Source organism: Blastococcus sp. TF02-8 (assembly GCF_003319175.1).
Taxonomy (GTDB): domain Bacteria; phylum Actinomycetota; class Actinomycetes; order Mycobacteriales; family Geodermatophilaceae; genus Blastococcus.
The window spans coordinates 222,694-246,643 of the sequence record NZ_QOHK01000006.1; the positions used below are offsets into that span (position 1 = coordinate 222,694).

The 23,950-nt window shown below is 70.8% G+C and carries 15 protein-coding genes; 14 read left to right on the forward strand and 1 reads right to left on the reverse strand.

Annotated features, from left to right (window positions below; translation table 11 throughout):
- Positions 1 to 362: 362 nt before the first annotated feature.
- The 7 genes from ftsZ (at position 363) to DQ237_RS14010 (ending at position 5,901) form a co-directional block, all read left to right on the forward strand.
- On the forward strand, positions 363 to 1,670 hold the full coding sequence (ftsZ, locus tag DQ237_RS13980; RefSeq protein ID WP_113800738.1) for a cell division protein FtsZ: 1,308 nt from the start codon (positions 363 to 365) through the stop codon (positions 1,668 to 1,670).
- Positions 1,671 to 1,761: 91 nt separating this feature from the next.
- The gene (pgeF, locus tag DQ237_RS13985; protein WP_113800739.1) at positions 1,762 to 2,493 is read left to right on the forward strand and encodes a peptidoglycan editing factor PgeF; all 732 of its coding nucleotides are present in this window, start codon (positions 1,762 to 1,764) and stop codon (positions 2,491 to 2,493) included.
- Positions 2,494 to 2,524: 31 nt separating this feature from the next.
- Positions 2,525 to 3,256: a YggS family pyridoxal phosphate-dependent enzyme gene (locus DQ237_RS13990; RefSeq protein WP_113800740.1), complete on the forward strand. Its 732-nt coding sequence runs from the start codon at positions 2,525 to 2,527 to the stop codon at positions 3,254 to 3,256.
- 89 nt (positions 3,257 to 3,345) lie between these two features.
- Positions 3,346 to 4,077 (forward strand): cell division protein SepF, encoded by a 732-nt coding sequence (locus DQ237_RS20520; RefSeq protein ID WP_113800741.1) that lies wholly within the window; start codon positions 3,346 to 3,348, stop codon positions 4,075 to 4,077.
- A gap of 63 nt (positions 4,078 to 4,140) precedes the next feature.
- Complete coding sequence (locus tag DQ237_RS14000) at positions 4,141 to 4,434, forward strand: YggT family protein (protein WP_113800742.1); 294 nt, start codon at positions 4,141 to 4,143, stop codon at positions 4,432 to 4,434.
- Positions 4,435 to 4,531: 97 nt separating this feature from the next.
- Positions 4,532 to 5,260 carry a DivIVA domain-containing protein gene (locus DQ237_RS14005; RefSeq protein WP_113800743.1) on the forward strand — a complete coding sequence of 243 codons (729 nt, stop codon included), beginning with the start codon at positions 4,532 to 4,534 and terminating at the stop codon, positions 5,258 to 5,260.
- Between the two features lie 116 nt (positions 5,261 to 5,376).
- Positions 5,377 to 5,901 (forward strand): hypothetical protein, encoded by a 525-nt coding sequence (locus DQ237_RS14010; RefSeq protein WP_113800744.1) that lies wholly within the window; start codon positions 5,377 to 5,379, stop codon positions 5,899 to 5,901.
- A 3-nt stretch (positions 5,902 to 5,904) separates the two neighbouring features.
- Here DQ237_RS14010 and ileS read toward each other — a convergent pair whose 3' ends face one another.
- A complete protein-coding gene (gene ileS / locus DQ237_RS14015; RefSeq protein WP_166509614.1) occupies positions 5,905 to 9,066 on the reverse strand; it encodes an isoleucine--tRNA ligase in 3,162 nt (1,053 codons plus the stop codon).
- 95 nt (positions 9,067 to 9,161) lie between these two features.
- Between ileS and DQ237_RS14020 the strand changes: the two genes are divergently transcribed.
- The 7 genes from DQ237_RS14020 to DQ237_RS14055 all read left to right on the forward strand — a co-directional run bounded on the left by DQ237_RS14020 (position 9,162) and on the right by DQ237_RS14055 (position 23,910).
- Entirely contained in the window at positions 9,162 to 10,673 is a 1,512-nt protein-coding gene (locus DQ237_RS14020) for a potassium/proton antiporter (RefSeq protein WP_113800745.1), read from the forward strand.
- 112 nt (positions 10,674 to 10,785) lie between these two features.
- The gene (locus DQ237_RS14025) at positions 10,786 to 11,376 is read left to right on the forward strand and encodes a hypothetical protein (RefSeq protein ID WP_113800746.1); all 591 of its coding nucleotides are present in this window, start codon (positions 10,786 to 10,788) and stop codon (positions 11,374 to 11,376) included.
- Between the two features lie 172 nt (positions 11,377 to 11,548).
- Positions 11,549 to 18,310 (forward strand): DNRLRE domain-containing protein, encoded by a 6,762-nt coding sequence (locus tag DQ237_RS14030; RefSeq protein ID WP_113800747.1) that lies wholly within the window; start codon positions 11,549 to 11,551, stop codon positions 18,308 to 18,310.
- Between the two features lie 1,065 nt (positions 18,311 to 19,375).
- Positions 19,376 to 20,605, forward strand: a complete 1,230-nt coding sequence (locus DQ237_RS14040) for a DUF4032 domain-containing protein (protein ID WP_113800749.1) — start codon at positions 19,376 to 19,378, stop codon at positions 20,603 to 20,605.
- Between the two features lie 226 nt (positions 20,606 to 20,831).
- Positions 20,832 to 22,121: an extracellular solute-binding protein gene (locus tag DQ237_RS14045; RefSeq protein WP_240619624.1), complete on the forward strand. Its 1,290-nt coding sequence runs from the start codon at positions 20,832 to 20,834 to the stop codon at positions 22,119 to 22,121.
- Entirely contained in the window at positions 22,118 to 23,077 is a 960-nt protein-coding gene (locus tag DQ237_RS14050) for a carbohydrate ABC transporter permease (RefSeq protein WP_113800751.1), read from the forward strand. The genes DQ237_RS14045 and DQ237_RS14050 overlap by 4 nt, the downstream gene beginning before the upstream one ends.
- Positions 23,077 to 23,910, forward strand: a complete 834-nt coding sequence (locus DQ237_RS14055) for a carbohydrate ABC transporter permease (RefSeq protein ID WP_113800813.1) — start codon at positions 23,077 to 23,079, stop codon at positions 23,908 to 23,910. Before DQ237_RS14050 ends, DQ237_RS14055 begins: the two co-directional genes overlap by 1 nt.
- The last annotated feature ends 40 nt before the right edge of the window (positions 23,911 to 23,950 follow it).

Consider the following 23,950-nt stretch of genomic DNA (forward strand, 5'->3'; position numbering starts at 1 on the left):
CCGAGCGCCGTGGCAGAGCGTTGCCGGACGCCTCCGCTGGGGTCCTGACCAGCGCGTCCGCCGACACGCCGGACCGCGCGACACGCCCGACACGCGGCGGCCTGCCCGATGTTTCTCGTCTCGCGCGTGCGCCGTCCCTGAAGGCTCGCATGAGACGGTTCCGGGGCGAGTCGTCACACCTCGTGATGCACATGTGACCACTGGGTCGCCAGCGTTTGGTGCGATCCGTGCCCACCGACACGCCGACCCCGACGGGGTGCTTGTGAGGCCTCTCCGGACCCACCTAACTTCATCCACGTCGACCGAGTTGACATAACTGTAAGGCTGAACTTGAGGATGAGGGTCCAGTTGGGGAGCGCCGCATGACACCTCCGCACAACTATCTAGCGGTCATCAAGGTCGTCGGCATCGGCGGCGGCGGGGTGAACGCGGTCAACCGCATGATCGAAGTCGGCCTCAAGGGGGTCGAGTTCATCGCGATCAACACCGACGCCCAGGCGCTGCTCATGAGCGACGCCGACGTGAAGCTCGATGTCGGCCGCGAGCTGACCCGTGGGCTGGGCGCCGGCGCACAGCCCGACGTGGGCCGCCAGGCCGCCGAGGACCACCGCGAGGAGATCGAGGAGGTCCTCAAGGGGGCCGACATGGTCTTCGTGACCGCGGGCGAGGGCGGTGGCACCGGTACCGGTGGTGCCCCCGTGGTGGCCTCGATCGCGCGCAAGCTCGGTGCGCTGACCATCGGCGTCGTCACCCGCCCGTTCGCCTTCGAGGGCAAGCGGCGCGCGGTGCAGGCCGAGTCGGGCATCGACGAGCTGCGCAACGAGTGCGACACGCTGATCGTGATCCCGAACGACCGGCTGCTGCAGCTGGGCGACCGGAACGTGAGCGTCATGGACGCCTTCCGCACCGCCGACCAGGTGCTGCTGTCCGGTGTCCAGGGCATCACCGACCTGATCACCACGCCGGGCCTGATCAACCTGGACTTCGCCGACGTCAAGTCGGTCATGTCCGGGGCGGGGTCGGCCCTGATGGGCATCGGCAGCGCGCGCGGCGACAACCGCGCGCTGCTGGCCGCCGAGCAGGCGATCGCCAGCCCGCTCCTGGAGGCCTCGATGGAGGGCGCTCACGGCGTCCTGCTGTCGATCTCCGGTGGCTCGGACCTGGGGCTGTTCGAGATCAACGAGGCCGCCTCGCTGGTCTCCGACGCCGCGCACCCGGACGCCAACATCATCTTCGGTGCCGTCATCGACGACGCCCTGGGTGACGAGGTCCGGGTGACCGTCATCGCCGCCGGCTTCGACGGCGGTCGGCCCAACGTCCGCAAGGACGGGCTGGCCACCACCGGGGCGCCCGGTGGCGCGTCCGCGGGCTCGGCGTCGCCGTTCGCGACGCACCGTCGTTCGGTGGCCGCCCCGCCGGTGGCGACCACCCCGCCGCCCGCGCCGGCCCCCGCCGCCGCGCCGTCGGCGGCCCAGCCCGCCCCGGCGACCGGCGAGCGTCTGGCGCCGGCACCGCAGGGTGGGGCCACGCCGCCGCGCCCGGCGGCCGGGGGCGGCATCACGGTGCCGCCGCTGCCGCCGATCCAGGGTGCCAACGCCAACGGCCGCCGGCCGCTGTCGAACGAGGACTTCGAGGAGGAGCTCGACATCCCGGAGTTCCTGAAGGGGTAAGGACCCCCTCGCCCCCCACGCCTCGCTGTCGCTCGGCGTGGGCCCCTGCGAGAGGGCCGTTCCATCCCCGTACCTCGTAGGCTTCGCCTACATGAGCACCAACACGGCCGCCTCGTCGGCGGTGCGACCCCGCAGGGTCGTCACCGACCGGCGGGGCGGCCGCTCGCGTTCCCCGTACGACTCCTTCAACCTGGGCGACCACGTCGGCGACGACCCGGCCGACGTCGCCGCCAACCGGGCCCGCGTCGCGCGCGAGCTCGGGGTGGGGGAGGACCGCCTGGTCTGGATGTCGCAGGTCCACGGTGCCGGTGTGGCCGTGGTCGACGGTCCGCAGGACGGGCCCGTGCCCGGGACCGACGCGCTGGTGACCGCCACCCGTGGCCTCGTCCTCGGGGTGCTGGCGGCCGACTGCGTGCCGGTGCTGCTCGCCGACCACGAGACCGGCGTGGTGGCCGCCGTGCACGCCGGCCGGGAAGGCGTGCGGAAGGGCGTGGTCCCGGCGACCCTGTCGGCGATGGCGAGCCTCGGGGCCCGCGCGCGGCACGTGACCGCGCTGCTGGGGCCCGCGGTCTGCGGCGAGTGCTACGAGGTGCCGGCGGAGATGCAGGCCGAGGTGGCCGCCGTCGCACCGGCCGCCGCGGTGCGGACCCGCACCGGTACGCCCGGGCTGGACCTGCGGGCGGGTGTGGCGGAGATCCTGCGCCGCGCCGGCATCCCCGAGGTCGTCCAGGACCCGCGCTGCACCGTGGAGGACCCCATGCTCTTCTCCCACCGCCGGGAGGGCGTCACCGGCCGCCAGGCAGGGCTCGTCTGGCTCTCCTAGGGCCCGTGCCGCGGTTGGCAGGATGGGCGCCATGACCCTCGAGCAGAACCTGCGCGCGGTCCGGTCCCGGATCGACGCCGCGGCGAGCGCGGCCGGTCGCGACCCGGCCGACGTGGGGCTGCTCGCGGTCAGCAAGACCTGGCCCGCCGCCGACGTCCGGGCGCTGGCCGCGGCGGGCCAGCACGACTTCGGCGAGAACCGGGTCCAGGAGCTGCTCGGCAAGGCGGCGCAGCTGGACGGCGTCCCGCTGCGCTGGCACTTCGTGGGCCAGCTGCAGCGGAACAAGGCCGCGGCCGTCGCCCGCACCGGCGCCGTCGTCCACTCGGTGGACCGCCCGGCGCTCGCGGCCACCCTCGACCGCGCCGGCGAGGCGATGGGCCGCCCCGTGGAGGTGTTCGTCCAGGTCGACCTCGGCGGCCCGGAGGGCGAGGCGGCCGCGCGTGGCGGCGCGGCGCCCGCCGACGTGCCGGCCCTGTGCGACGCCGTCGCCGGGGCCGCCGGTCTCCGGTTGCGCGGGCTGATGGCGGTCGCGCCCCGGAACGCAGACCCGGGGCCCGCCTTCGCCCGCCTGGCGGCCCTGGCGGAGCGGGTGCGTGCCGACCATCCCGACGCGGCCGAGCTCTCCGCCGGCATGAGCGGCGACCTCGAGGCGGCCGTCGCAGCGGGCGCCACGCTGGTGCGTGTCGGTACCGCGTTGTTCGGCGCGCGCCCCCTACCCTGCGGAGAGTTCGAGGAACACCAGCCACGCGAGTCACACGAGTAACACCGGCCGCAGCAGGCGCGAACCGGTGGGGCCGGTGTGACGACGACCGTGCAGATGCTGAGGACGCCAGCAGCAGAGGGGGAGGTCCGATGGCTGGAGCCATGCGGAGGATGGGGATCTACCTGGGTCTCGTCGAGGACGAGGACACCCGGGGCTACGGCCGGTACGACTCCCGGACGTCCGACGACCTGGACCACGACCGCCGGTACGCCCGGTACGGCGAGGATCGCTACGACGACGACTACGCCGACCCGGGCTACGCCGACGACGGCTACGCACGTGCCGGCTACGACGAGGAGCCGGCCCTGGCCGAGCCCCCCGTGCGCGACCCCGAGCCGCTGTCGGTCCGCCGGGTGGCCCCGCGGACCCTGGGTCTCGCGCCCACCGCGTCGGGCTCCTCGGCCGCCCGCCTGGGTGGCGTCTCGCACGGCTCCGGTCCGGTGCACAGCTCCGGCCCGGTGAGCGCGGCCGCCGCCCTGGTGCGCGAGCCGGTCGTCGTCCCCGAGCCCGAGCCGGCCCCGGCTCCCGCGCCCGCGGCGAAGTCCTACCGGATCACCACGCTGCACCCGCAGACCTACAACGAGGCGCGCACCATCGGTGAGCGCTTCCGCGACGGCATGCCGGTCATCATGAACCTCACGGAGATGGACGACGCCGACGCGAAGCGGCTCGTCGACTTCGCCGCGGGTCTCAGCTTCGGTCTGCGCGGTAGTATCGAGCGCGTCACGGCGAAGGTGTTCCTGCTCAGCCCGCAGGACGTCTCCGTCACCGCCGAGGACAAGGCGAAGATCCGCGAGGGCGGGTTCTCCGACAAGTCCTGAGCGGTGGCTCAGCGGTGACACCGGTGGAGGCGGCACCCGAGGTGCCCTGAACGAACGAGGACCGTGTCTCTCTTCTGGCAGATCGTCTCCTCGGTGCTGCTCGTCTTCCTCGTGCTGCTCTTCGCGCGGTTCGTCGTGGACTGGGTGATGGTGCTGGCGCGCAGCTGGCGCCCCACCGGCCTGGTCGCGGCCGGGCTGGAGGTCGTCTACTCCACCACCGACCCGCCGCTCAAGGCGGTGCGCAAGGTCATCCCCCCGCTGAACCTCGGGTCCATCCGACTGGACCTCGGGTTTATGGTGCTGCTGATCGCCGTGGTGATCCTGCGGAGCATCGCGGGATCGCTGGCCTACTCGTGATCGCTGAATCCCCCGGGACCAGGACCGGGCGCAGAACGGGGTACGTCCCCACCTGTCCGCTGTCCTTGCTCCCGCCGTCCGACCCGAGGTGACCCCGATGCCACTCACGCCTGCCGACGTGCACAACGTCGTCTTCAAGAAGCCGCCCATCGGCAAGCGGGGCTACGACGAGGACGAGGTCGACGCCTTCCTCGACGTCGTGGAGACCGAACTGGCCCGCTTGATCGAGGAGAACAACGAGCTGCGCGCCGGTGCCGGTCGCGCTGCTGCTCCCCGCGTCGAGGAGCGGCCCGAGCCGGTCGCCGCACCGGCTCCGGTCCCTGCGCCCCAGCCGGTCCAGCAGAGCCGCGAGGACGACAGCGCTCGCGCCTCGCGGATGCTGGCCCTGGCCACCGAGACGGCCGACCGGTACGTCAACGAGGCCAAGGCGCAGGCCGAGCAGATGCTGGGCAGCGCCAAGACCAACAGCGACCGCATGGTGACCGAGGCCCGCGCGAAGAGCGAGCAGATGGTCGCCGAGGCCAAGCACCGGGCCGACTCGATGATCGGCGACGCCCGCACCCGCGCCGAGACGATGGAGCGCGAGGCCCGCGCCAAGGCCGCCGCCCTGGAGCAGGACGCGGAGCGCCGGCACGTCGAGGCCATGGGGTCGCTGGAGGAGAAGCGCGCCAGCCTGGAGCGCAAGATCGAGGAGCTGCGCACCATGGAGCGGGAGTACCGCACCCGGCTGCGGTCCTTCCTCGAGTCGCACCTCCGCGACCTGGACAGCCGCAGCTCGGCCGAGCCGGCGTCCGTGGGGCGGCAGAACCAGCACGCCCCCGCCTGAGCACCACCCGATGAGGGCCCCCGGAGACGTCTCCGGGGGCCCTCTCGCGTGCTGAGCACGAGCGGCGACGGTCCGCGCGAGGTGTGCACCCCGGCCGGTCCTTCTAAGGTGCAGGCGTGATCCTCGGTGCCGCGCTGCTCGTGCTCCTCGGCCTCGGGCTGTTCGTGGCCGGGCTCTCCACGGGCATCGACGTCCTCTACTGGCTGTGCGTGGCGGCCTGCGTTGCTGCCGCGGTGCTGCTCGTGCTGGCCCGGCGCACCATCGCCGCGCGGGAGTCGGCGCAGAAGAAGGCCCTGGCGTCGGCACAGGTGCCGGTGGCAGCCGGTGCTCCCACGGCCACCCCCGCGGCGGCTGCCGAGCCCGTCGCCGCCGCGCCGGAGGTCCCGCTGGAGCAGGCGGACCCGCCGGTCGAGGAGGTCGAGGTCACCGACCTGCTGCTGGTCGTCGACCTCACCGACGAGGTGCTCGTCGTCGACGAGCACCCCCGCTACCACGTGGCCGGCTGCTCCTGGGTGGGCAGCCGCGACACGATCCCGCTGCCGCTGAACGAGGCCCGCACCGACGGTTTCACGCCGTGCGGCACGTGCCGGCCCGACCGGACGCTGGCCGGCCGGGCCCGCGCCGCACGCAACGGGGCCTGAGGCTCAGGCCTTCGTCACCCAGAACCGGGAGCCCTCGGGACCCTCGACGCCGTCGCCCTCGCCCGCCGCACCGGCGTGGACGGTGACCGCGAGCACCTCCCCGGCCAGCTGCTCGGCGTGCTCCTCGAGCGCCTGCGCCAGCACGCCGTCGGCCGTCCACCGCAGCTCGATGCGGTCGCTCACCTCCAGGCCGGAGGCCTTGCGGGCCTCCTGCACCAGGCGGACCACCTCGCGGACCAGACCGGCCCGCTCCAGCTCCGGGGTGAGCTCGAGGTCGAGGGCGACGGTGAGCCCGCCGGCGCTGGCCACCGTCCAGCCCTCGCGCGGGGTCTCGGTGACGATCAGGTCCCCGTCCTCCAACGGAACCGGTGCGCCCTCGACCTCGACGGTCGCCGTCCCGGCCCGGTAGGCCGCCACCAGAGCGGCGGCGTCGGTCGCGGCGACGGCCTTCGCCACCGCCTGCACCTGCTTGCCCATCCGGCGGCCGACCGCACGGAAGTCGATCTTCACGCTGACGTCGACCAGGTCCCCGCCGACCGCGGCGAGCTCGAGGACCTCGGCCACGTTGAGCTCGTCGGCCACCTCGGCCACCAGGTCGCGGGGGAGGGAGGCCCAGCCCGGTGCGGCGACGACGGCGCGCGCCAGCGGCTGCCGGGTGCGCACCTTGGCCGAGGTGCGGGCGGAGCGGCCCAGCTCGACGAGGCGGCGGACCAGGTCCATCTGCGCGACGAGGGTGTCGTCGAGGGCATCGGCGTCCACCTCCGGCCAGGAGGCCAGGTGCACGGAGTCGACCGCGTCCGCCTTGCCCGGGACCACGGCGCGCACCCACACCTCGTCGGTGACGAACGGCGTGAACGGGGCCATGAGGCGGGTCAGACCGTCGAGCACCTCGTGCAGCGTGGCCAGCGCCGAGGCGTCGCCGTCCCAGAAGCGGCGGCGCGAGCGCCGGACGTACCAGTTGGACAGGTCGTCGACGAACTGCGCGAGCAGCCGGCCGGCGCCCTGGGTGTCGAAGGCCTCCAGCGCGGCGGTGACGTCACGGGTGACGGCGGCCAGCTCGGCCAGCGCCCAGCGGTCCAGCAGCGGCCGCTCCGCCCGGGCCGGAGCGGGGGAGGCTCCGTCGCCACCCGGCCCACCCCAGCCGTTGGTCTCGGCGTACAGCGTGAAGAAGCTCGCGGCGTTCCAGTAGGTGAGCAGGACCTTGCGGACCACCTCGGACAGCGTCTCGTGGCCCACCCGGCGGGCCGACCACGGCGAACCGCCGGCCAGCATGAACCAGCGGACGGCGTCGGCGCCGTGCCGGTCCATCAGCGGGATCGGCTCGAGGATGTTGCCGAGGTGCTTGCTCATCTTCCGGCCGTCCTCGGCCAGGATGTGGCCCAGGCACAGCACGTTCTCGTAGGAGCTCTTCTCGAAGACGAGGGTGCCGACCGCCATCAGCGAGTAGAACCAGCCGCGGGTCTGGTCGATCGCCTCGGCGATGAAGTGCGCCGGGTAGGCGGCCTCGAACTGCTCCTGGTTGCGGTAGGGAGCGCCCCACTGGGCGAAGGGCATCGAGCCCGAGTCGTACCAGGCGTCGATGACCTGCGGCACCCGCCGGTAGGTGCCCTCCTCGCCGTCGACGGTGAAGGTCACCTCGTCGATGAACGGGCGGTGCGGGTCGAGGTCGGAGAGGTCGCGGCCGGTCAGCTCCGACAGCTCGGCGAGCGAGCCGACGACGACCATGCGGGCGGGGTCGGCGTCGTTGCGCCAGACCGGCAGCGGCGTGCCCCAGTACCGGTCGCGGGAGAGCGCCCAGTCGACGTTGTTGTCCAGCCAGTCGCCGTAGCGGCCGGTCTTGATGTTCTCCGGGAACCAGTTCGTCTTCTCGTTCTCGGCGAGCAGCTCGCTCTTGATGGCGCTGGTCCGGATGTACCAGGACGGCTGCGCGTAGTACATGAGCGGCGTGTGGCAGCGCCAGCAGTGCGGATAGCTGTGCTCGTACCGGATCTCGCGGAACAGCACACCGCGCGCCTTCAGGTCCTCGACCAGGCCTGCGTCGGCAGCCTTGAAGAAGTGCCCGCCCACGAGCGGCATGTCGGCAAGGAAGTGGCCGGTCGCGTCGATCGGGTTCACCACGGGCAGGCCGTAGCCGCGGCAGACGGCGAGGTCGTCGGCGCCGAAGGCGGGGGACTGGTGGACCAGCCCGGTGCCGTCGTCGGTGGTGACGTACTCGGCGAGGACGACGAAGTGGGCATCCCCCTCGGGGAACTCCACCAGCTCGAAGGGCCGCCGGTAGTGCGTGCGCTCCCACTCGCGACCCGGCGCCCGGCCCAGCACCTCGGCGTCCTCGCCCAGGACGGCGGCCAGCAGCGGCTCGGCCACGACCACGGGCACGTCGTCGGTGCCGGCGGCACGGGCCACCACGTAGGTCACCTCGGGGTGCACGGCGACCGCGGTGTTGCTCGGCAGCGTCCACGGCGTCGTCGTCCAGACCAGCAGGTCGGCCTTGCCGGCCCACTCGCCGTCGAGGACCGGCATGCGGACGTACACCGAGGGGTCGGTGATCGTCTCGTACCCCTGGGCGACCTCGTGGTCGGACAGCCCCGTCCCGCAGCGCGGGCAGTAGGGGGCGACGCGGTGGTCCTCGACCAGCAGACCCTTGCCGTGGATCTGCTTGAGCGACCACCACACGCTCTCGATGTAGCTGGGGTTCATCGTCCAGTAGGCCTGGGAGAAGTCGACCCAGTAGCCCATGCGGCGGGTGAGGTCGGCGAAGTCCGCGACGTGCTTCTCCACCGACTCGCGGCAGCGGGCGTTGAACTCGGCGATGCCGTAGCGCTCGATGTCGGGCTTGCCGGCGAAACCCAGCTGCTGCTCGACCGCGATCTCCACGGGCAGGCCGTGGCAGTCCCAGCCGGCGCGGCGGGGCACGTGCCAGCCCTGCATCGTCTTGAACCGGGGGAAGACGTCCTTGAAGGCGCGGGCCTCGATGTGGTGGGTGCCGGGGCGGCCGTTGGCGGTCGGCGGACCCTCGTAGACGTTCCACTGCGGGCGACCCCGCGAGGCCTCCAGCGACCGGTCGAAGACCTTCTCGCTCTCCCAGCGCTCGAGGATGGCGTGCTCGAGGGCGGGCAGGTCGACCTGCGGGGGCAGCGCGGCGAAGGGACCGGTGGGAGCGCTCACGTCTCCATTCTCCCCGAACCGGCAAACGGGTTCGCCGGTGCGTCCCGGCGCGCCCGCGAGCCGGTACGGGAGACTGCCCCCATGAGGGGGGCTCGGTGAACACCACGGTCACGGTCGCCCTCGCCGTCGGCGCGGTCGTGGTGCTGCTGGCCGCCGTCGCGCTGCGCCTGGCCGACCGGCTGGGCCTGCCCAGCCTGCTGCTCTACCTGGCCATCGGCGTGGCCCTGGGGGAGAGCGGGCTCGGGGTCCAGTTCGAGGACTACTCGCTCACCCAGACCCTCGGCGTCGCCGCGCTGCTGGTGATCCTCGCCGAGGGCGGGCTGACCACCCGGTGGGCCGACGTCCGGCGGGCGCTCGGGCCGGGGCTCAGCCTGGCCACGGTCGGCGTGATGGTCAGCATCGGCGTCACCGGTGCGGTGAGCGTGTGGCTGCTCGGGTGGTCGTGGGGCTTCGCGCTCCTGGTCGCGGCGGTGATCAGCTCGACCGACGCCGCCGCCGTGTTCGCCACCCTGCGCCGCCTGCCGCTGCCGAGGCGGCTGGCGGCGTCGCTGGAGACCGAGAGCGGCCTCAACGACGCCCCGGTGATCCTGCTGGTCGTCGTCCTCTCCGACGTGCTGACCGAGGGCACCTCCGGTCCGTGGTGGCAGGTGCCGGTGGTCGTCGTCGCCGAACTGGCCGGGGGAGCGGCGCTGGGGCTGCTCGTCGGGTTCGGCGGGGCGGAGCTGCTGCGCCGGGTCGCCTTGCCGCTGTCGGGCTTCTACCCGCTGGCCACCCTCGCGCTGTGCGTGCTGGCCTTCGCCGGCGCCTCGCTGCTGCACACCTCGGGCTTCGTCGCCGTCTACCTGTGCGGGCTGGTGCTGGGCAACGCCACGCTGCCGCACCGCTCGGCGAGCATCGGCTTCGCGGAGGGCATGGCGTCCCTGGCGCAGATCGGGCTGTTCGTGATGCTGGGGCTGCTGGTCTCGCCGGCGCGGTTGCCCGACGCGGTGGGCCCGGCGCTGGTGGTCGGTGGTGCGCTGCTGCTGCTCGCCCGGCCGCTGTCGGTGCTGGCCAGCCTGGTCTGGTTCCGCTTCCCGCCCCGGCAGCAGGCGTTCATCGCGTGGGCCGGGCTGCGCGGGGCGGTGCCGATCGTCGTCGCCACCTTCCCGCTCACCGCGCAGGTACCGGGGGCGACGACGGTCTTCGACACCGTGTTCGTGCTCGTCGTCGTCTTCACCCTGGTGCAGGGCTGGTCGCTGCCCTGGGTCGCGCGGCGGCTGGGCATCGGTGCGCCGCTGACGCCGCGGGAGATCCAGGTGGAGGCCGCGCCCCTGGAGGAGCTGGACGCCGAGCTGATGCAGATGACCGTGCCCAGCGGCTCGCGGTTGCACGGCGTCTACCTGCCGGAGCTCCGGCTGCCCGAGGACGCCGCGGTGGTGCTGATCGTCCGGCAGGGGCGGTCGTTCGTGCCCGACGAGACGACGCGGCTGATGCGCGGGGACCAGGCGCTGCTGGTGTCGGCGCGGCGGTCGCGGGCCGAGGCGGAGCGCCGGCTGCGAGCGGTCAGCCGGGCCGGCCGGCTGGCCATGTGGCGCGGCGAGTCCGGCCGCCCCGACGAGACCGACTGAGCGCTCCCCGCCGCAGGCCATGGCCCCCTGCCGGACGTTCCGTCGGCCGAGATGTCCTGCCGTGGGGCAACGCCTGGCGGGCCGTCCGGACACGGTGGGCTAGAAATCTCTCGTGCCTGCGTCGTCGGACCGATCCCTGTTCGTCTGGCTCGCGCTGGCCGGCTGTCTCGCCGGGCTGGGCGCCGCCACCGTGTCAGCTCTCGATGAGTCGTCCGCATCCGTTGCGGTCTCGAACGAGGACGGGGAGTGGGAGATCACCTCGCTGGTCTGCGACGAGGCGATCAGCCGCGTGGAGGTGCAGCAGGTCGACGCGCCCTCGGGCGGCGGGACCGGCCCGGTCCTGTGGCGGGTCGAGTCGGATTCGTCCTCGACGGAGACGTCGGTCCGGGTCGGTGAGGCCCCCCGCGGCTTCGAGGTCGTCGTCCCGCTGGAAGAGCCCCTGCCCCGCGACCGGACGCTGCGCGTCGCCGTCTCCGCCGGGGAGGACGAGTCCGTCGTCGACTGCGACTGGCGGACGTGCCGTCGGGCACTGTGTGGGTCGACGGCGAGGCGGTCACTCGCGCCGACTTCCAGACCGACCACGCGGGCTGACGGCTGCCGGAAGCCGAAGGTGAGCATCGATCAACCGCTGGCGATGTGGCGCGGGGAGTCCGGCCGCCCCGACGAGACCGACCGGAGGCGCGGAACGCTCCGGGCTCGTTAGTAACGATCTGGACACGCGTTGTAACAATGCCCGTCGCCTGCGTCGTTGACCTGCGATCTTTCGCGGCAGTCGCTTGCGTGCACCGCGCAAGCATCGGGTTGGGGGACGTCGCGTGCAGGTTCGTCATGGGTTTCGGCGGGTTCCGCGTTGGCATGCGCGTGCCGCTGTCGGGGTGATCCTCGCGGCCGCGCTGAGCGTCAGCGTGCTGGAGGTGGTTCCCGCTCAGGCTGCTCCGGAGAGCACCACCCTCCCGGACGCTGCGTTCGAGGGAGTGCCCGAGGCGGCCGTGCCGGTACCGGCGGCCGATGCAGCCGTGTCCCCGGCTCCCGGACTGCCGACCGAGTTGCTGTCGAACCCGGCGTTCATGGCTGAAGGGCGGCTCGCGGACGAGCCCGCTGACACCGGCCCCGTACCCAAGCCTGGAGGGCTTCTCGACACGACGGATCTTCCGGATTCGGCGTTCGACAAGGCGTTCACCAAGGCAAAGGCCAGCGGTCGACCGGTCGAACTGGCGGCCGAGACCACCGAGACGACGATCGCTTTCGTCCAGCCTGATGGCTCCGTCCGCGTTCAGGCGGCAGCCGGGCCGGTGCGTACCGATGTCGACGGCAAGTGGGTCGACGTCGACACGACGCTGAAAGTGACCACGAAGGGCGTGCGGCCGGCCGCCGTGACCGGGGACATCACGTTCTCCGCAGGTGGCGACACGTCGATGGTGTCGTTGGGTGACGGCGACGGAACTCGGATCTCTCTCGACTGGCAAGGAAAGCTGCCGAAGCCTCGGCTGTCCGGGGATACGGCGACGTACCGCGACGTGCTGCCGGGCGTGGACCTGATCCTCGTCGCGACGAGGCAGGGCTTCCAGCAACACCTGGTGGTGAAGAAGCGTCCGACCCCCACGACTCTCGACGAGCTCACGCGTCTCGAGTTCCCGATGACCACGGACGGCGCAACCGTCGACGAGGCTGCCGGCGATCAGCTGCGCGTGACCAAGTCCGGTGCCGTCGTGGGCAGCGCTGCTCCGCCTGTCATGTGGGACGCGCGGACCGATCCGGTGACCGGTGGGCCGGCTGTCGTGACGGCCATCGGCCTGGACCTGGCTGACCCGACCAGGACCGGCACCGATGCGACGCTCGTCCTGCACCCGCCGAGCCGCGTCCTGACCGACCCAGCCACCGTGTACCCCGTCACCATCGACCCGGGCCCGACCCTGGGGTGGCTGGGCAGTGCCTTCGTGCAGTCCAACATCGCCAACACCCCCCAGGGCGGTTCCACGGAGTTGCGCATCGGGAGCTACGACGGCGGGACGACGCGCGCGCTGTCGCTGTTGCGCTTCGACGTCTCGACTGCGGTCAACCGACAGGTGCAGTCGGCCACGTTGCGGTTGTTCGAGACCTGGGCGCCCTCGTGCTCGCCCAGGTGGATGGACATTCGAAAGGCGGCAGACTTCGACCCGTACGGGGTCACCTGGAACAGCCGCCCGTGGGTCGACTGGTCCACCTCGGGAATCCTCGCCAACGCCAACGTCGCCTACGGGTACGGCGGATGCCCCGCGAACTGGGTCAACTTCTCGATGACTGACTGGCTCCGCCGTTACGCCAACCTGGACAACGACATGGGCGACGTCATGCCGCTTGCTGTGACTGCGGGCAGCGACACCGACTCCATGGCATGGAAGAAGTTCAACTCCGGGAACGCCTCGAGCAACGTACCGACTCTGGAGTTCACCTACGACGGGTCCTGCGACCAGTACTACGGCAACGTCATCTGCGGTGAGATCCGCCAGAAGTGGCAATCGCAGGGTGGCGCAAACGGCTGGCTGGGATTACCGGTGACCACAAATGCGCTCACTCCCAACGGGCGGGGCTACTACAACGAGTTCGAGCACGGCTCCATCTACTGGACCCCGGCGACCGGTGCCCGCTTCATCAGGGGCGAGATCCGGGACAAGTGGGTCGAGCTCGGCGCCGAGAACGGTCGACTTGGTTTTCCGATCTCCGACGAGTCGTGCACCCTGCGGGACGGGGGCTGCTACATCTCCATGGAGGGAGGCTCGATCCACTGGTCACCCACGACCGGCGCCCATGTGACGTGGGGAGAGATCCGGTCCAAGTGGGCCCAGCTGGGCTGGGAGACCTCGCATCTCGGCTACCCCACCAGCGATGAGATCTGCGCCGACAATGGCTGCCACAACGACTTCGAACGGGGCGCCATCTACTGGAGTGCGGGGACTGGAGCGCACAACGTCCAGGGTGAGATCTACAAGAGGTGGGCTTCGATCGGGCTGAGCAAGTCCTATCTCGGCTTCCCGCAGGCGGACGAGAGTTGTGGCCAGAGCAGTTGCTCCGTCGTCTTTCAGAACGGGGCGATCCACTGGTCCCAGGCGTCAGGCGCGTTCGACATCACCGGCGCGATCCGGAGTCGCTGGACGGAGCTTGGTGGTGAACCGAGCTGGCTGGGCATGCCGACGAGCGGACCCATCCCGGTCGCCGGAGGGGCGCGTCAGGAGTTCCAGGGCGGGAACATCGTCTTCGATCAGCGCACCGGCACGACTGTCGTGGGCGCTGGCTCGCTGAAGTACCCCACCCAGTTCCAGCGGGTGACGCAGGCACGTACGCAGCTGCAGGCCTCGGCCAAGGTTCGGCCTGGCGGCGACTCCTACGACGCCGTTCGCTTCGAGTGGCGCCCGTACAGCCTGTCGCCGACCGAGAACTGGGCTCGTGTCGAGCCGTCGAAGCTCGCGCTCCAGGACGGCGGCGCCGTGGCGGACGAGTGGTTGCCGGTTACCGACCAGGAGGGCGGAAGCAAGACCTCCACTCTGTACACGTGGAATGCCACGTCCTCGATCACGACGGACGGACTCGCCCAGGTCCGCGCCTGCTTCCGCCTGGCCGGCAAGACCGACGAGCGGTGCACCGGCGTCACCCAGATCACCGTCGACCGCGCGGGTCTCACCGGCGCGAACGCGACGTCGAACCTCGGGCCTGGCACGGTCGGGCTGCTGACCGGTGCGTATGCGGTCGTCGGCAGGGACGCCGAGTTTACCGCGCCGCACGGGGGTCTGGCTGCGACCCGGAGCTTCGCTAGCAACGATCCGGGTCGGGTCGGCCCGCTCGGTCCCGGGTGGCGTATGTCGCTGGCCGTGGACGAGGCGGGTGCCGACTACCTGTCGCTCGCCGACCGCGGCGAGACCGCGCTCATCACTCGCGGAGACGGCACGCAGATGACGTTCGTACGCAAGTCGTCTGCTGCTGCCGACGTGGACAACTACGTCGCGGAGGGTGAGTCCGGCACCGAAGGCGCCACGCTGACCTTCGCCGCGGGAACGTCTCCGGTGGCCAGCTCCTACGTGCTGACCGACCTGGACGGCGACAAGGTCACCTTCCGGCGGGCTGACGGGGGAAACGGTCACACCGACGGCGCCGTGTTCCGCGTGGAAAAGGTCGAGGCCATCCGCGGCAAGGCGGGCACGTCCGAGCTCAGTCCTGCCGTCACGAACGTCAGTTACACGGCTGCGGGTAACCCGAGGCTCCTCCTTGCGCCGACCGACGCGGGGGTGGCCTGCCCCGATCCCGTGACGACAGCGCAGCCCGTCGGGTGCCGGGCACTCGAGTTCGTCTACGCCGGGACCGGTGCAGGGGAGAAGCTCACGGAGGTGCGGCTGTGGGCGCACGGAGCCGCGGCCACAGCCGGCGGGCTGGTCACCGGGGACACCCCCGTCCAGGCTCGGACCATCGTGGTGGCGACGTACGCCTACGACGCGGACGGCCGACTGGCGTCGGTCACCGACCCTCGGACGTCGATGACGGTGCGCTACACGTATCGCGCCGACGGGCGGTTGGCTTCCATCACGCCCGTGGGCGGCAAGGCCACCTGGAACCTGGGATACGACGACCGGCAGCCTCCCCGCCTGGTTCAGGCGACGCTGGACGACGGGCCCGACGGACTGGCTCCACAGCGCACGAGCGTCCGGTACGACGTGCCTCTCGACGGCAGCAACGCGGCGCTGCCCACCCTGACGTCGTCGGAGATCGGCCGCTGGGGGCAGACCTCGCGCCCGACGGACATGACCGCGGTCTTCGGTCCGGACGTCGTGCCGGATGGTGAGCCCTCGTCCGCCCAGTGGCGAGCCGCCCAGCTGCTCGCGCTGGACGTCAACGGGCGCGTGGTGAACACCGCCGGGTTCGGCGGCACGATCGACCAGGACACCGGCAGGACTCAGGACCCTGCCTGGCGGATCAGCACGACCGAGTACGACGCCGAGGGCCGCGGCAACGTCGTCCGCCAGCTGACCGCGGGCAACCGTGACCGCGCGTTGGCGGTCGACGGTGATGCCGCCGCTGAGGCCGCTCAGGCAAAGCTGCTCGACACCGTCAACGTCTACTCGACCGACGGCGTGGACCTGCTCCGTAGCTACCAGCCGGCTCGACCGGTGGTCACTGCCGATGGCACCCGCACGGTGTCCGCGCGGAGCAGGACCGTCACCGACTACGACAAGGGCACCGAGGCGGGGCACCCGACACCCGGTGCCACCCGCCACCTCCCCGTCCGCACAACGGTCGACGCGGTGGAGATCAGCACCTCCCTGCCGGCGGGTTCGACGGGTACCGAGCCCGCGCTTCTCTCGCTCGAGGGGCGTTCGCGAGTGACGACCCTGGAGTACGACTCGCCGAATGCCTGGAAGTTCGGCACGGCCACCGTCACGCGCACCGATCCCGGTGGCGGCGCCGCACAGGTCGTCACCCGCCAGGAGATCGACGAGCAGGGGCGGACGGTCGCCAGCACCCTCCCCTCCGGCGGCAGCAGCACGTCGACCGCCGCGACGACGGTCAAGGTGTACTACTCGGCCACCAACGCCGATTCGGGCTGTGTCAGCGCGGCGTGGGCCGGCTGGCTGTGCAAGAGCCGTCCTGGCGGCACGCCGAGCGCCGGCGCGGCCCTCCCGACCACGCACGTCACCGGTTACGACGTGTACGGCAACGTCACCCGCACCGTGGAGACCGGCCAGGGAGTCGCGCGAACGACGTCCTCCTCGCTGGATGCCGCGGGTCGAGTGCGCACCTCTGGCAGCACGGGTACGGGGGCGGAGGTCGGACAGCAGCGCTCGCGGGTGGAGACCGTCTACGACGAGACCGGTCTGGTGAAGGCCACCCGACTCGTAACGGACGCGGGTGCGGCGGCCGGTGACCCGGCCGCAGGCACCGGACCGATCAGTCGCGACTACGACCCCTACGGCCGGATGACCAGCTACACCGACGGCAGCGGGCTGGTCACGACGCAGTCCTACGACGCGGTGGGGCGCCTCTCGAAGGTCGAGAACGAGCACGGCACCCGCACGATCGGCTATGACGGCGGTGGGGAGAAGGGAAGCCTGCCGACCAGTCTCGAGGTCTCCGGCGTGGGCACGTTCACTGCCCAGTACGGGGCCGACGGCAGCATCGTGCGGGAGGAGCTGCCCGGTGGGCTGTCGGCGACCACCGTGCGCGACGCCGCCGGAAGCGCGGTGAGCCTGACGTACCGGAAGAAGGCCGCCGATGGCAGCGTGGACGAGTGGTTGCGGTCGACGGCGACGATGTCACCGTTCGGCCAGGTGGACGCCTATCAGACGGTGACGGTGAACGGTCTGAAGCGGACGAACCGGTACGGGTACGACAACGTGGGGCGGCTGGTGTCGGCCACCGACTGGGCTGCCATGGATGCGGGTGGCCAGCCCTCGGGTGCCTCCTGCACCCGCCGGTACAGCTTCGACGTGAACAGCAACCGGACGGCGCTGGCCCAGGCTGCCTCGGCCGGGGCGACGGGGGACGTCTGCCCGACGAGCGTTCCGGCGGCGGACTCCTATGCCTACGACAGCGCGGATCGTCTGCTGCCGGGGAGCGGCGCCCGGGGGGCGTTGCGTTACGACGCAATCGGTCGTACCCGCGTGCTGCCCTCGGTGGACACCGTCGACGGGGGCGGGGACGTGGCGCTGGACTACTACGTCGATGACCTGGTGGCGAGCATGAGCCAGGGCGGTCGGACGACGACGTTCGCCCTCGATGCCGCCAGTCGTCGGGTGGTTCGCACCGACACGGACGTCGCGGTCCCCGGTGCGCGCCGGACGGTCAGCTTCTACAGCGGGGACGACGACAACCCGGACGTGGTGAAGGAGCCGGACAACAGCTACACGCGCAACATCGCGTCGTTCGGCGGTCTCGCGGCAGTGCAGACGCTGAGCGGTACGAGCGGGGCGAAGCTGACCCTGCAACTGGCCAACCTGCACGGCGACGTGATCGCCACCGTGCCCGCCGAGTCGGCGAACCCCGGCGACATGACGGTCACCGAGACCACCGAGTACGGCCTCCCGCGCGTCAAGCCGGCTACCGGCAGCACCCAGGCCCGCTACGGCTGGCTGGGCACCCACCAACGAGACGCCAGCACCATCGGCGGCCTCACCCTCATGGGCGTCCGGCTATACGCACCCACCCTCGGCCGCTTTCTCAGCCTGGACCCGATTCCGGGTGGCAATGCCAATCCCTATGTCTACCCTAGCGATCCCAACGGGGTCTTCGACCTCGACGGCAAAATGGCGGTTGCGGCCCTAGCTGGATTAGCAGGCCTTCCCCTCTCGGCCGCCATTGCAGTCCTTGGAATCGCGGTTTTGGGGACGCTTGCGGTATACGCTTTCTGGCACGGCGCCCGTGCGGCGGCAAATCTGCTCAAGCAGATGTTTGCAAAGGAGAGCAAAAAGTCGGACGCGGCGAAGAAGAATGATAAGCCTAGCTGGGTAAAGATTAAAGGGCAGGGTGAAACGCTCGATCAGGCTACCGCTGACACCTTCGTCAAGAACGGTAAGCCAGTTCCTCCTCCAAAGGATAAGGCTTCCCGGGGTGCAAGATCCGAGTGGAGTCAGATTAAGAAGTGGCTGTCTGCGACCGGAGGGTGGAAGATCTGATCGAGTCCAGGGCCAGATCGAGGGGCGGTTCGGAGCAGTGCGCGTTTATCTTCTATGGCATATGAGGCCCGTCGAGAACGTGGAAGGGGTAGACCGAGATATGGTCTATATCGAGACTGAAGATAAGCTCTGTGGCGTCTTTAGCACTAAGGAGGTCGCAGAGTCAGCTCGTGCGAACTTGATTCGTCAGCCCGGTTTTAGAGACTATCCGGACGATTTTGAAATTAACGCTTATGAGCTGGACAAAATCCACTGGGAGGACGGATTCGTGACAGAGGAATGGTAATCCGGGGTTGGTAGAGCAGGCGGCGGCCTCGGTGACGCGATCAGTGGTCGCTTTCGGGCGGCCACTGATCTCCGACCACACGTCGGCGCGCTGTGCTCGGGGTTCGGCGGTGGCATCGTGCGCCCACCGGCGGCGGTTGCCCGCGCCGGGCTGCCTCAGCGCACGCGACGCGGCGCCTCTCTTGGCCACCGGCTAGCCATCGAACAGGTCGAAGGTGGCAACTCGCGCGCGTACGTCTACCCAGCAGACCCTGTAGGACTGCTGGATCTTGATGGACGTATGGCCGCAATAGTATTGGTCGGACTAGCGTTCGGCGGCACAGTGTCATTGCCAGCAGTCATCCTCGCCATTGGTGTGGCGGCGGTGGGATCACTCCTCGTATACGGACTCTGGCATGGCACACGAGCCGCAATTAACAAGCTGCAGCAAGTGGGCTAAGGCAACAAGGAAGTCCGGCAAGGAGAAGGCAAATGATGTTCCGACTTATGTCAAGGGTGAACGCAATTGCGCAGGAGAGACCCGTGAGCGGGCCTTCGACAGGAGTGGTGCAACGGAATGTTCGGGAGATCTTGCACTACGTAGATCCGCGTGTGCGCGTCCATTGAAGCGAGGCGCGTAGGCGATCGAGGCGGGCGTGCAGGCTCCGCGCCCTGTCGGCGGGCGACGCCTACGCAACTTTGGGCAGGCCGCTGAAGCCTGCGGACGGCGTCGGCGCGTGGCATCGTGAGCGCACCGGCACCGGGCGGCGGTCGCCGCGCCGGGACCCCACGGAGTACGCGATGCGGTACCTCTTCCGGCCACCGGCCACGGACGCGACGGGTCTGCTGACCCTGCCGTGGCACCAGCCGCTGGAGGAGTGGGACTCCGAGCTGCTGCTCGACGTCCCGTCCCGCGGCATCAGCCGGCACGTGGTCCGCTTCGTGGCCATCGAGGGCCGGGTCTACGCGCTCAAGGAGATCGACGAGCGCCTCGCCCGGCACGAGTACGCGCTGCTGGCCCAGTTCGAGGGGGAGGGCCTGCCCTCGGTCTCCGTGCTCGGCATCTGCGTCGACCGCCCCGACGAGCAGCCGGCGGTGCTGGTCACCCGCTACCTCGAGTACTCGATGTCCTACCGCTGGCTGTTCTCCCGCCCGCGCGGGCACCAGTCGCCCGACCAGCTGCTCGACACGATGGTCGTGCTGCTCGTCCGCCTGCACCTGGCCGGTGTCTTCTGGGGCGACTGCTCGCTGTCCAACACCCTGTTCCGGCTCGACGCCGGCACCTTCGCCGCCTACCTCGTCGACGCCGAGACCGCCGAGCGCTACCCGTCGCTTTCACCGGGGCAGCGCAACTACGACGTGGACCTGGCCCGCGAGCGGGTGGGCGCGGAGCTGATGGACCTGCAGTTCGGTGGCCTGCTGCCCGACGACATCGACCCCATCGAGATCGCCGACAGCCTGCCGCCGCGGTACGAGTCGCTGTGGGACGAGGTGACGCGCGAGGAGGTCTTCCGCACCGATGAGCAGCGCTACCGGGTGGCCGAGCGGCTCCAGCGGCTGAACGAGCTCGGCTTCGACGTCGGCGAGGTGGAGCTGAGGACCACCGACGGCGGCACCCGGCTGCGGGTGGAGACACGGGTCGCCGAGCCGGGGCACAACCGCCGCGAGCTGTTCCGGCTCACCGGCCTCGAGGTCCAGGAACGCCAGGCCCAGCGGCTGCTCAACGACGTCCGTGCCTTCCGCGCCTACCTCGAGCAGAAGTCGGGCTACCCGGTGCCCGACACGATCGCCGGTCACCGCTGGCTGGCCGAGGTCTACCAGCCCGTCGTCGACGCCGTTCCCGAGCACCTGCGCGGCCGGCTGGAACCGGCGGAGGTCTTCCACGAGGTCCTCGAGCACCGCTGGTTCCTGTCCGAGAAGGCCGGCCGGGACGTCGGGACGACGAAGGCGGCGCGCTCCTACTTCGACACCGTCCTCCCGCGGACGCCGGAGGAGCTCACCACCCCGTCGGTCATCGCCGGACGCAGCTGAGCGGTTGCGGACCCGCGGGGTCCGCGCAGGTCGGCGCTCCGGTGACGACGGGGTCACGGCCGGGTTGCGTTCCGTTTGACAGTCCCTGTGAGCGGTACCACGCTCCGAGAACGCCGAGATCATCGCGGCTCACCGGACGCCAACGGAGGCGATGCGTGTGACTGAGGTCCCCGGCCACCACCCGCCGCACCGGCGGGCGACGGCCTCTCGAACCGCACGGGCCCGGGTGCCTCGGCGACTGGCCGGCGCCGCCGCCGGCGTCGTCCTGGCCTCGTCCCTGGCCGCCTGCGGGAGCGGTGACGGCGGGGGAACGCCCACCCTCACCTGGTACACCAACCCCGACGCCGGCGGGCAGGCGGAGATCGCCTCCCGATGCACCGACGCCGCGGGCGGGAAGTACCGCATCACCCCGGCCGTGCTGCCCCGCGACGCCGCCGGCCAGCGCGAGCAGCTGATCCGACGGCTCGCGGCCGAGGACTCCTCGATCGACATCATGAGCCTGGACCCGATCTTCGTCCCCGAGTTCGCCCAGGCCGGCTTCCTCGCGCCGGTCCCCGAGGACCTGGCCGACCAGGTCACCGAGGGCGTGGTGCCCCCGTCGGTGGAGAGCTCGACGTGGAACGACGAGCTGGTCGCCGTCCCCTTCTGGGCCAACACCCAGGTGCTCTGGTACCGGAAGTCGGTCGCCGAGGCCGCCGGGCTGGACATGTCGCAGCCCGTGACCTGGGACCAGCTCATCCAGGCCGCCCAGGACCAGGACGTGCTGATCGGCGCCCAGGGCGCCCGCGCGGAGTCCCTCACCGTCTGGGTCAACGCGCTCATCGAGTCCGCCGGCGGGCACATCATCGAGGAGAACGCCGACGACCCCGAGGACATCACCCTCGGCCTGGACTCCGAGGCCGGCCGCCGCGCCGTCGAGGTCATGCGCGCGGTCGCCGACTCCGGCCAGGTCAGCGCCGCCTTCTCCACGGAGAACGAGGACGCCTCGGCGACCGGCTTCGAGAGCGACCGCGGCGGATTCCAGGTCAACTACCCGTTCGTCTACGCCCGCGGACTGGGTGCCGTCGAGGCGGGCAGCCTGGACCAGTCGGTGGTCGACGACTACGCCGCCGCGGTCTACCCGCGGGTCGACGAGGACACCCCGGCGGCGCCGCCGTTCGGCGGGATCAACCTCGGGATCGGCGCCTACAGCGAGCACACCGACCTCGCCTACGACGCCGCCGCATGCATCGTCAGCGAGGAGAACCAGGCGTACTACTTCGTGCACGACGGCAACCCGGCGTCGAAGGCGTCGGTCTTCGACGACCCGGAGGTGCTGGAGGAGTTCCCGCAGGCACCGGTGATCCGGGAGTCGCTCGAGCTGGCCGCGCCACGGCCCCAGACGCCGTACTACAGCGAGGTCTCCGGCGGCATCCAGCGCGAGTACCACCCGCCCGCGTCGGTGGACCCGGAGACGACCCCGAAGTCGGCGACCGAGTTCATCACCGCCGTCCTGGCAGGAGACCAGCTGCTATGACCCAGACGACGCTCCCACCGGTGGAGAAGACCCAACCGGTCTCGGCCCCGCACGGCACGATCAGCGACCGGTCCAAGGCCGAGCGCAAGCTCGGCTGGCTGCTGGCCGGCCCGGCGTTCTTCGTGATGCTGGCGGTCACCGCCTACCCGATCCTGCAGGCGGCCTACGAGTCGCTGTTCTCCTACCGGCTCACCGACCCGGACAACCGGTCGTTCACCGGGCTGACGAACTACTGGGTGATCCTCACCGACTCGCTGTGGTGGAAGTCCCTCGGCGTCACGATGCTGATCACCGTCGTCACCGTGCTGGTGGAGCTGGTCCTCGGCTTCGCCCTGGCGATGGTCATGGCCAAGGCGCTGCGATCTCTTCGGCCCATCATCCGCGCGGCGATCCTGATCCCGTACGCCGTCATCACCGTCGTCTCGGCGTTCGCCTGGCAGTTCGCCTTCGACATCAACACCGGCTTCGTGAACACGTGGTTCGACTGGATCCCGGGGATCTCCGCCGACACAGACTGGTTCGGCGGGACCGGCACCTCGCTGCTGGTGATCTGCCTGGCCGAGATCTGGAAGACGACGCCGTTCATCTCGCTGCTCCTGCTCGCCGGTCTGGCGCAGGTGCCCGAGGTGCTGCAGGAGGCGGCGAAGGTCGACGGCGCGACGTGGTGGCAGCGGCTCTGGCGGGTGACCCTGCCGAACATGAAGGCGGCGATCATGGTCGCGCTGCTGTTCCGCACCCTCGACGCCTTCCGGGTCTTCGACACGATCTTCGTGATGACCAACGGCGCGAACAACACCGAGACGGTGTCCTTCCTGGCCTACCGGCAGACCATCTCGCGGCTGGAGATCGGCCTGGGGTCGGCCGTCTCGGTGCTCTTGTTCCTCTGCGTCGTGCTGCTCGCGGCGCTGTTCATCAAGGGCTTCAAGGTCGACCTGGCCCAGGCGAGGGGTGAGTGATGTCCCGCAAGGAGAAGATCTGGTGGTGGATCGGTGGGGCCGCGATCCTCGTCTACTGCCTGTTCCCGATCGCATGGATCATCTCGGTCTCCTTCAAGAAGCCGTCGGACCTGGCGAACAAGCAGTTCCTGCCGGACGGCCCCACCTGGGAGAACTACAAGGGCATCTTCACCGGCAGCGGCGGTGACCTGTTCCTGCCGGCCCTGCGCAACAGCTTCGGCATCTGCCTGATCGCGACGGCGATCTCGTGCCTGCTGTCGATGTTCGCCGCCTACGCGATCGCCCGGCTGGACTTCCCGGGCAAGAAGCTGATCCTCTCGACGGCGCTGGTGGTGGCCATCTTCCCGGTCATCTCGATCGTGACGCCGCTGTTCAACGTGTGGCGGCAGATCGGCCTCTACGACACCTGGTTGGGGCTGATCATCCCGTACCTGTCGCTCACACTGCCGATCTCCATCTGGACCATGTCGGCCTTCTTCCGGGAGATCCCGTGGGAGATGGAGCAGGCGGCCCAGGTCGACGGCGCCACCACGTGGCAGGCGTTCCGCAAGGTGATCGTGCCGCTGGCCGCACCGGGCGTCTTCACCACGGCGATCATCGCGTTCTTCATCGCCTGGAACGACTTCGTCTACGGCATCTCGCTGACCTCGACGTCGGCGGCCCGACCGGTTCCCGCCGCGCTCGGCCTGTTCTCCGGCGCCTCGCAGTTCGAGGACCCGACCGGTGCGATCGCCGCCGCCGCGGTGATCGTCACGATCCCGGTCGTCGCCCTGGTCCTGCTCTTCCAGCGGCGCATCGTCGCCGGCCTCACCAACGGCGCGGTCAAGGGCTGACCTGCGATGAGCGCCGGCACCCGACTCAGCACCGCTCCGA

Bases quoted from the DNA above. Each gene is read 5' to 3' on its own strand.
- ftsZ (WP_113800738.1), top strand. From the start codon at position 363: ATGACACCTCCGCACAACTATCTAGCGGTCATCAAGGTCGTCGGCATC.
- pgeF (WP_113800739.1), top strand. From the start codon at position 1,762: ATGAGCACCAACACGGCCGCCTCGTCGGCGGTGCGACCCCGCAGGGTC.
- DQ237_RS13990 (WP_113800740.1), top strand. From the start codon at position 2,525: ATGACCCTCGAGCAGAACCTGCGCGCGGTCCGGTCCCGGATCGACGCC.
- DQ237_RS20520 (WP_113800741.1), top strand. From the start codon at position 3,346: ATGGCTGGAGCCATGCGGAGGATGGGGATCTACCTGGGTCTCGTCGAG.
- DQ237_RS14005 (WP_113800743.1), top strand. From the start codon at position 4,532: ATGCCACTCACGCCTGCCGACGTGCACAACGTCGTCTTCAAGAAGCCG.
- DQ237_RS14040 (WP_113800749.1), top strand. From the start codon at position 19,376: ATGCGGTACCTCTTCCGGCCACCGGCCACGGACGCGACGGGTCTGCTG.
- DQ237_RS14050 (WP_113800751.1), top strand. From the start codon at position 22,118: ATGACCCAGACGACGCTCCCACCGGTGGAGAAGACCCAACCGGTCTCG.
- DQ237_RS14055 (WP_113800813.1), top strand. From the start codon at position 23,077: ATGTCCCGCAAGGAGAAGATCTGGTGGTGGATCGGTGGGGCCGCGATC.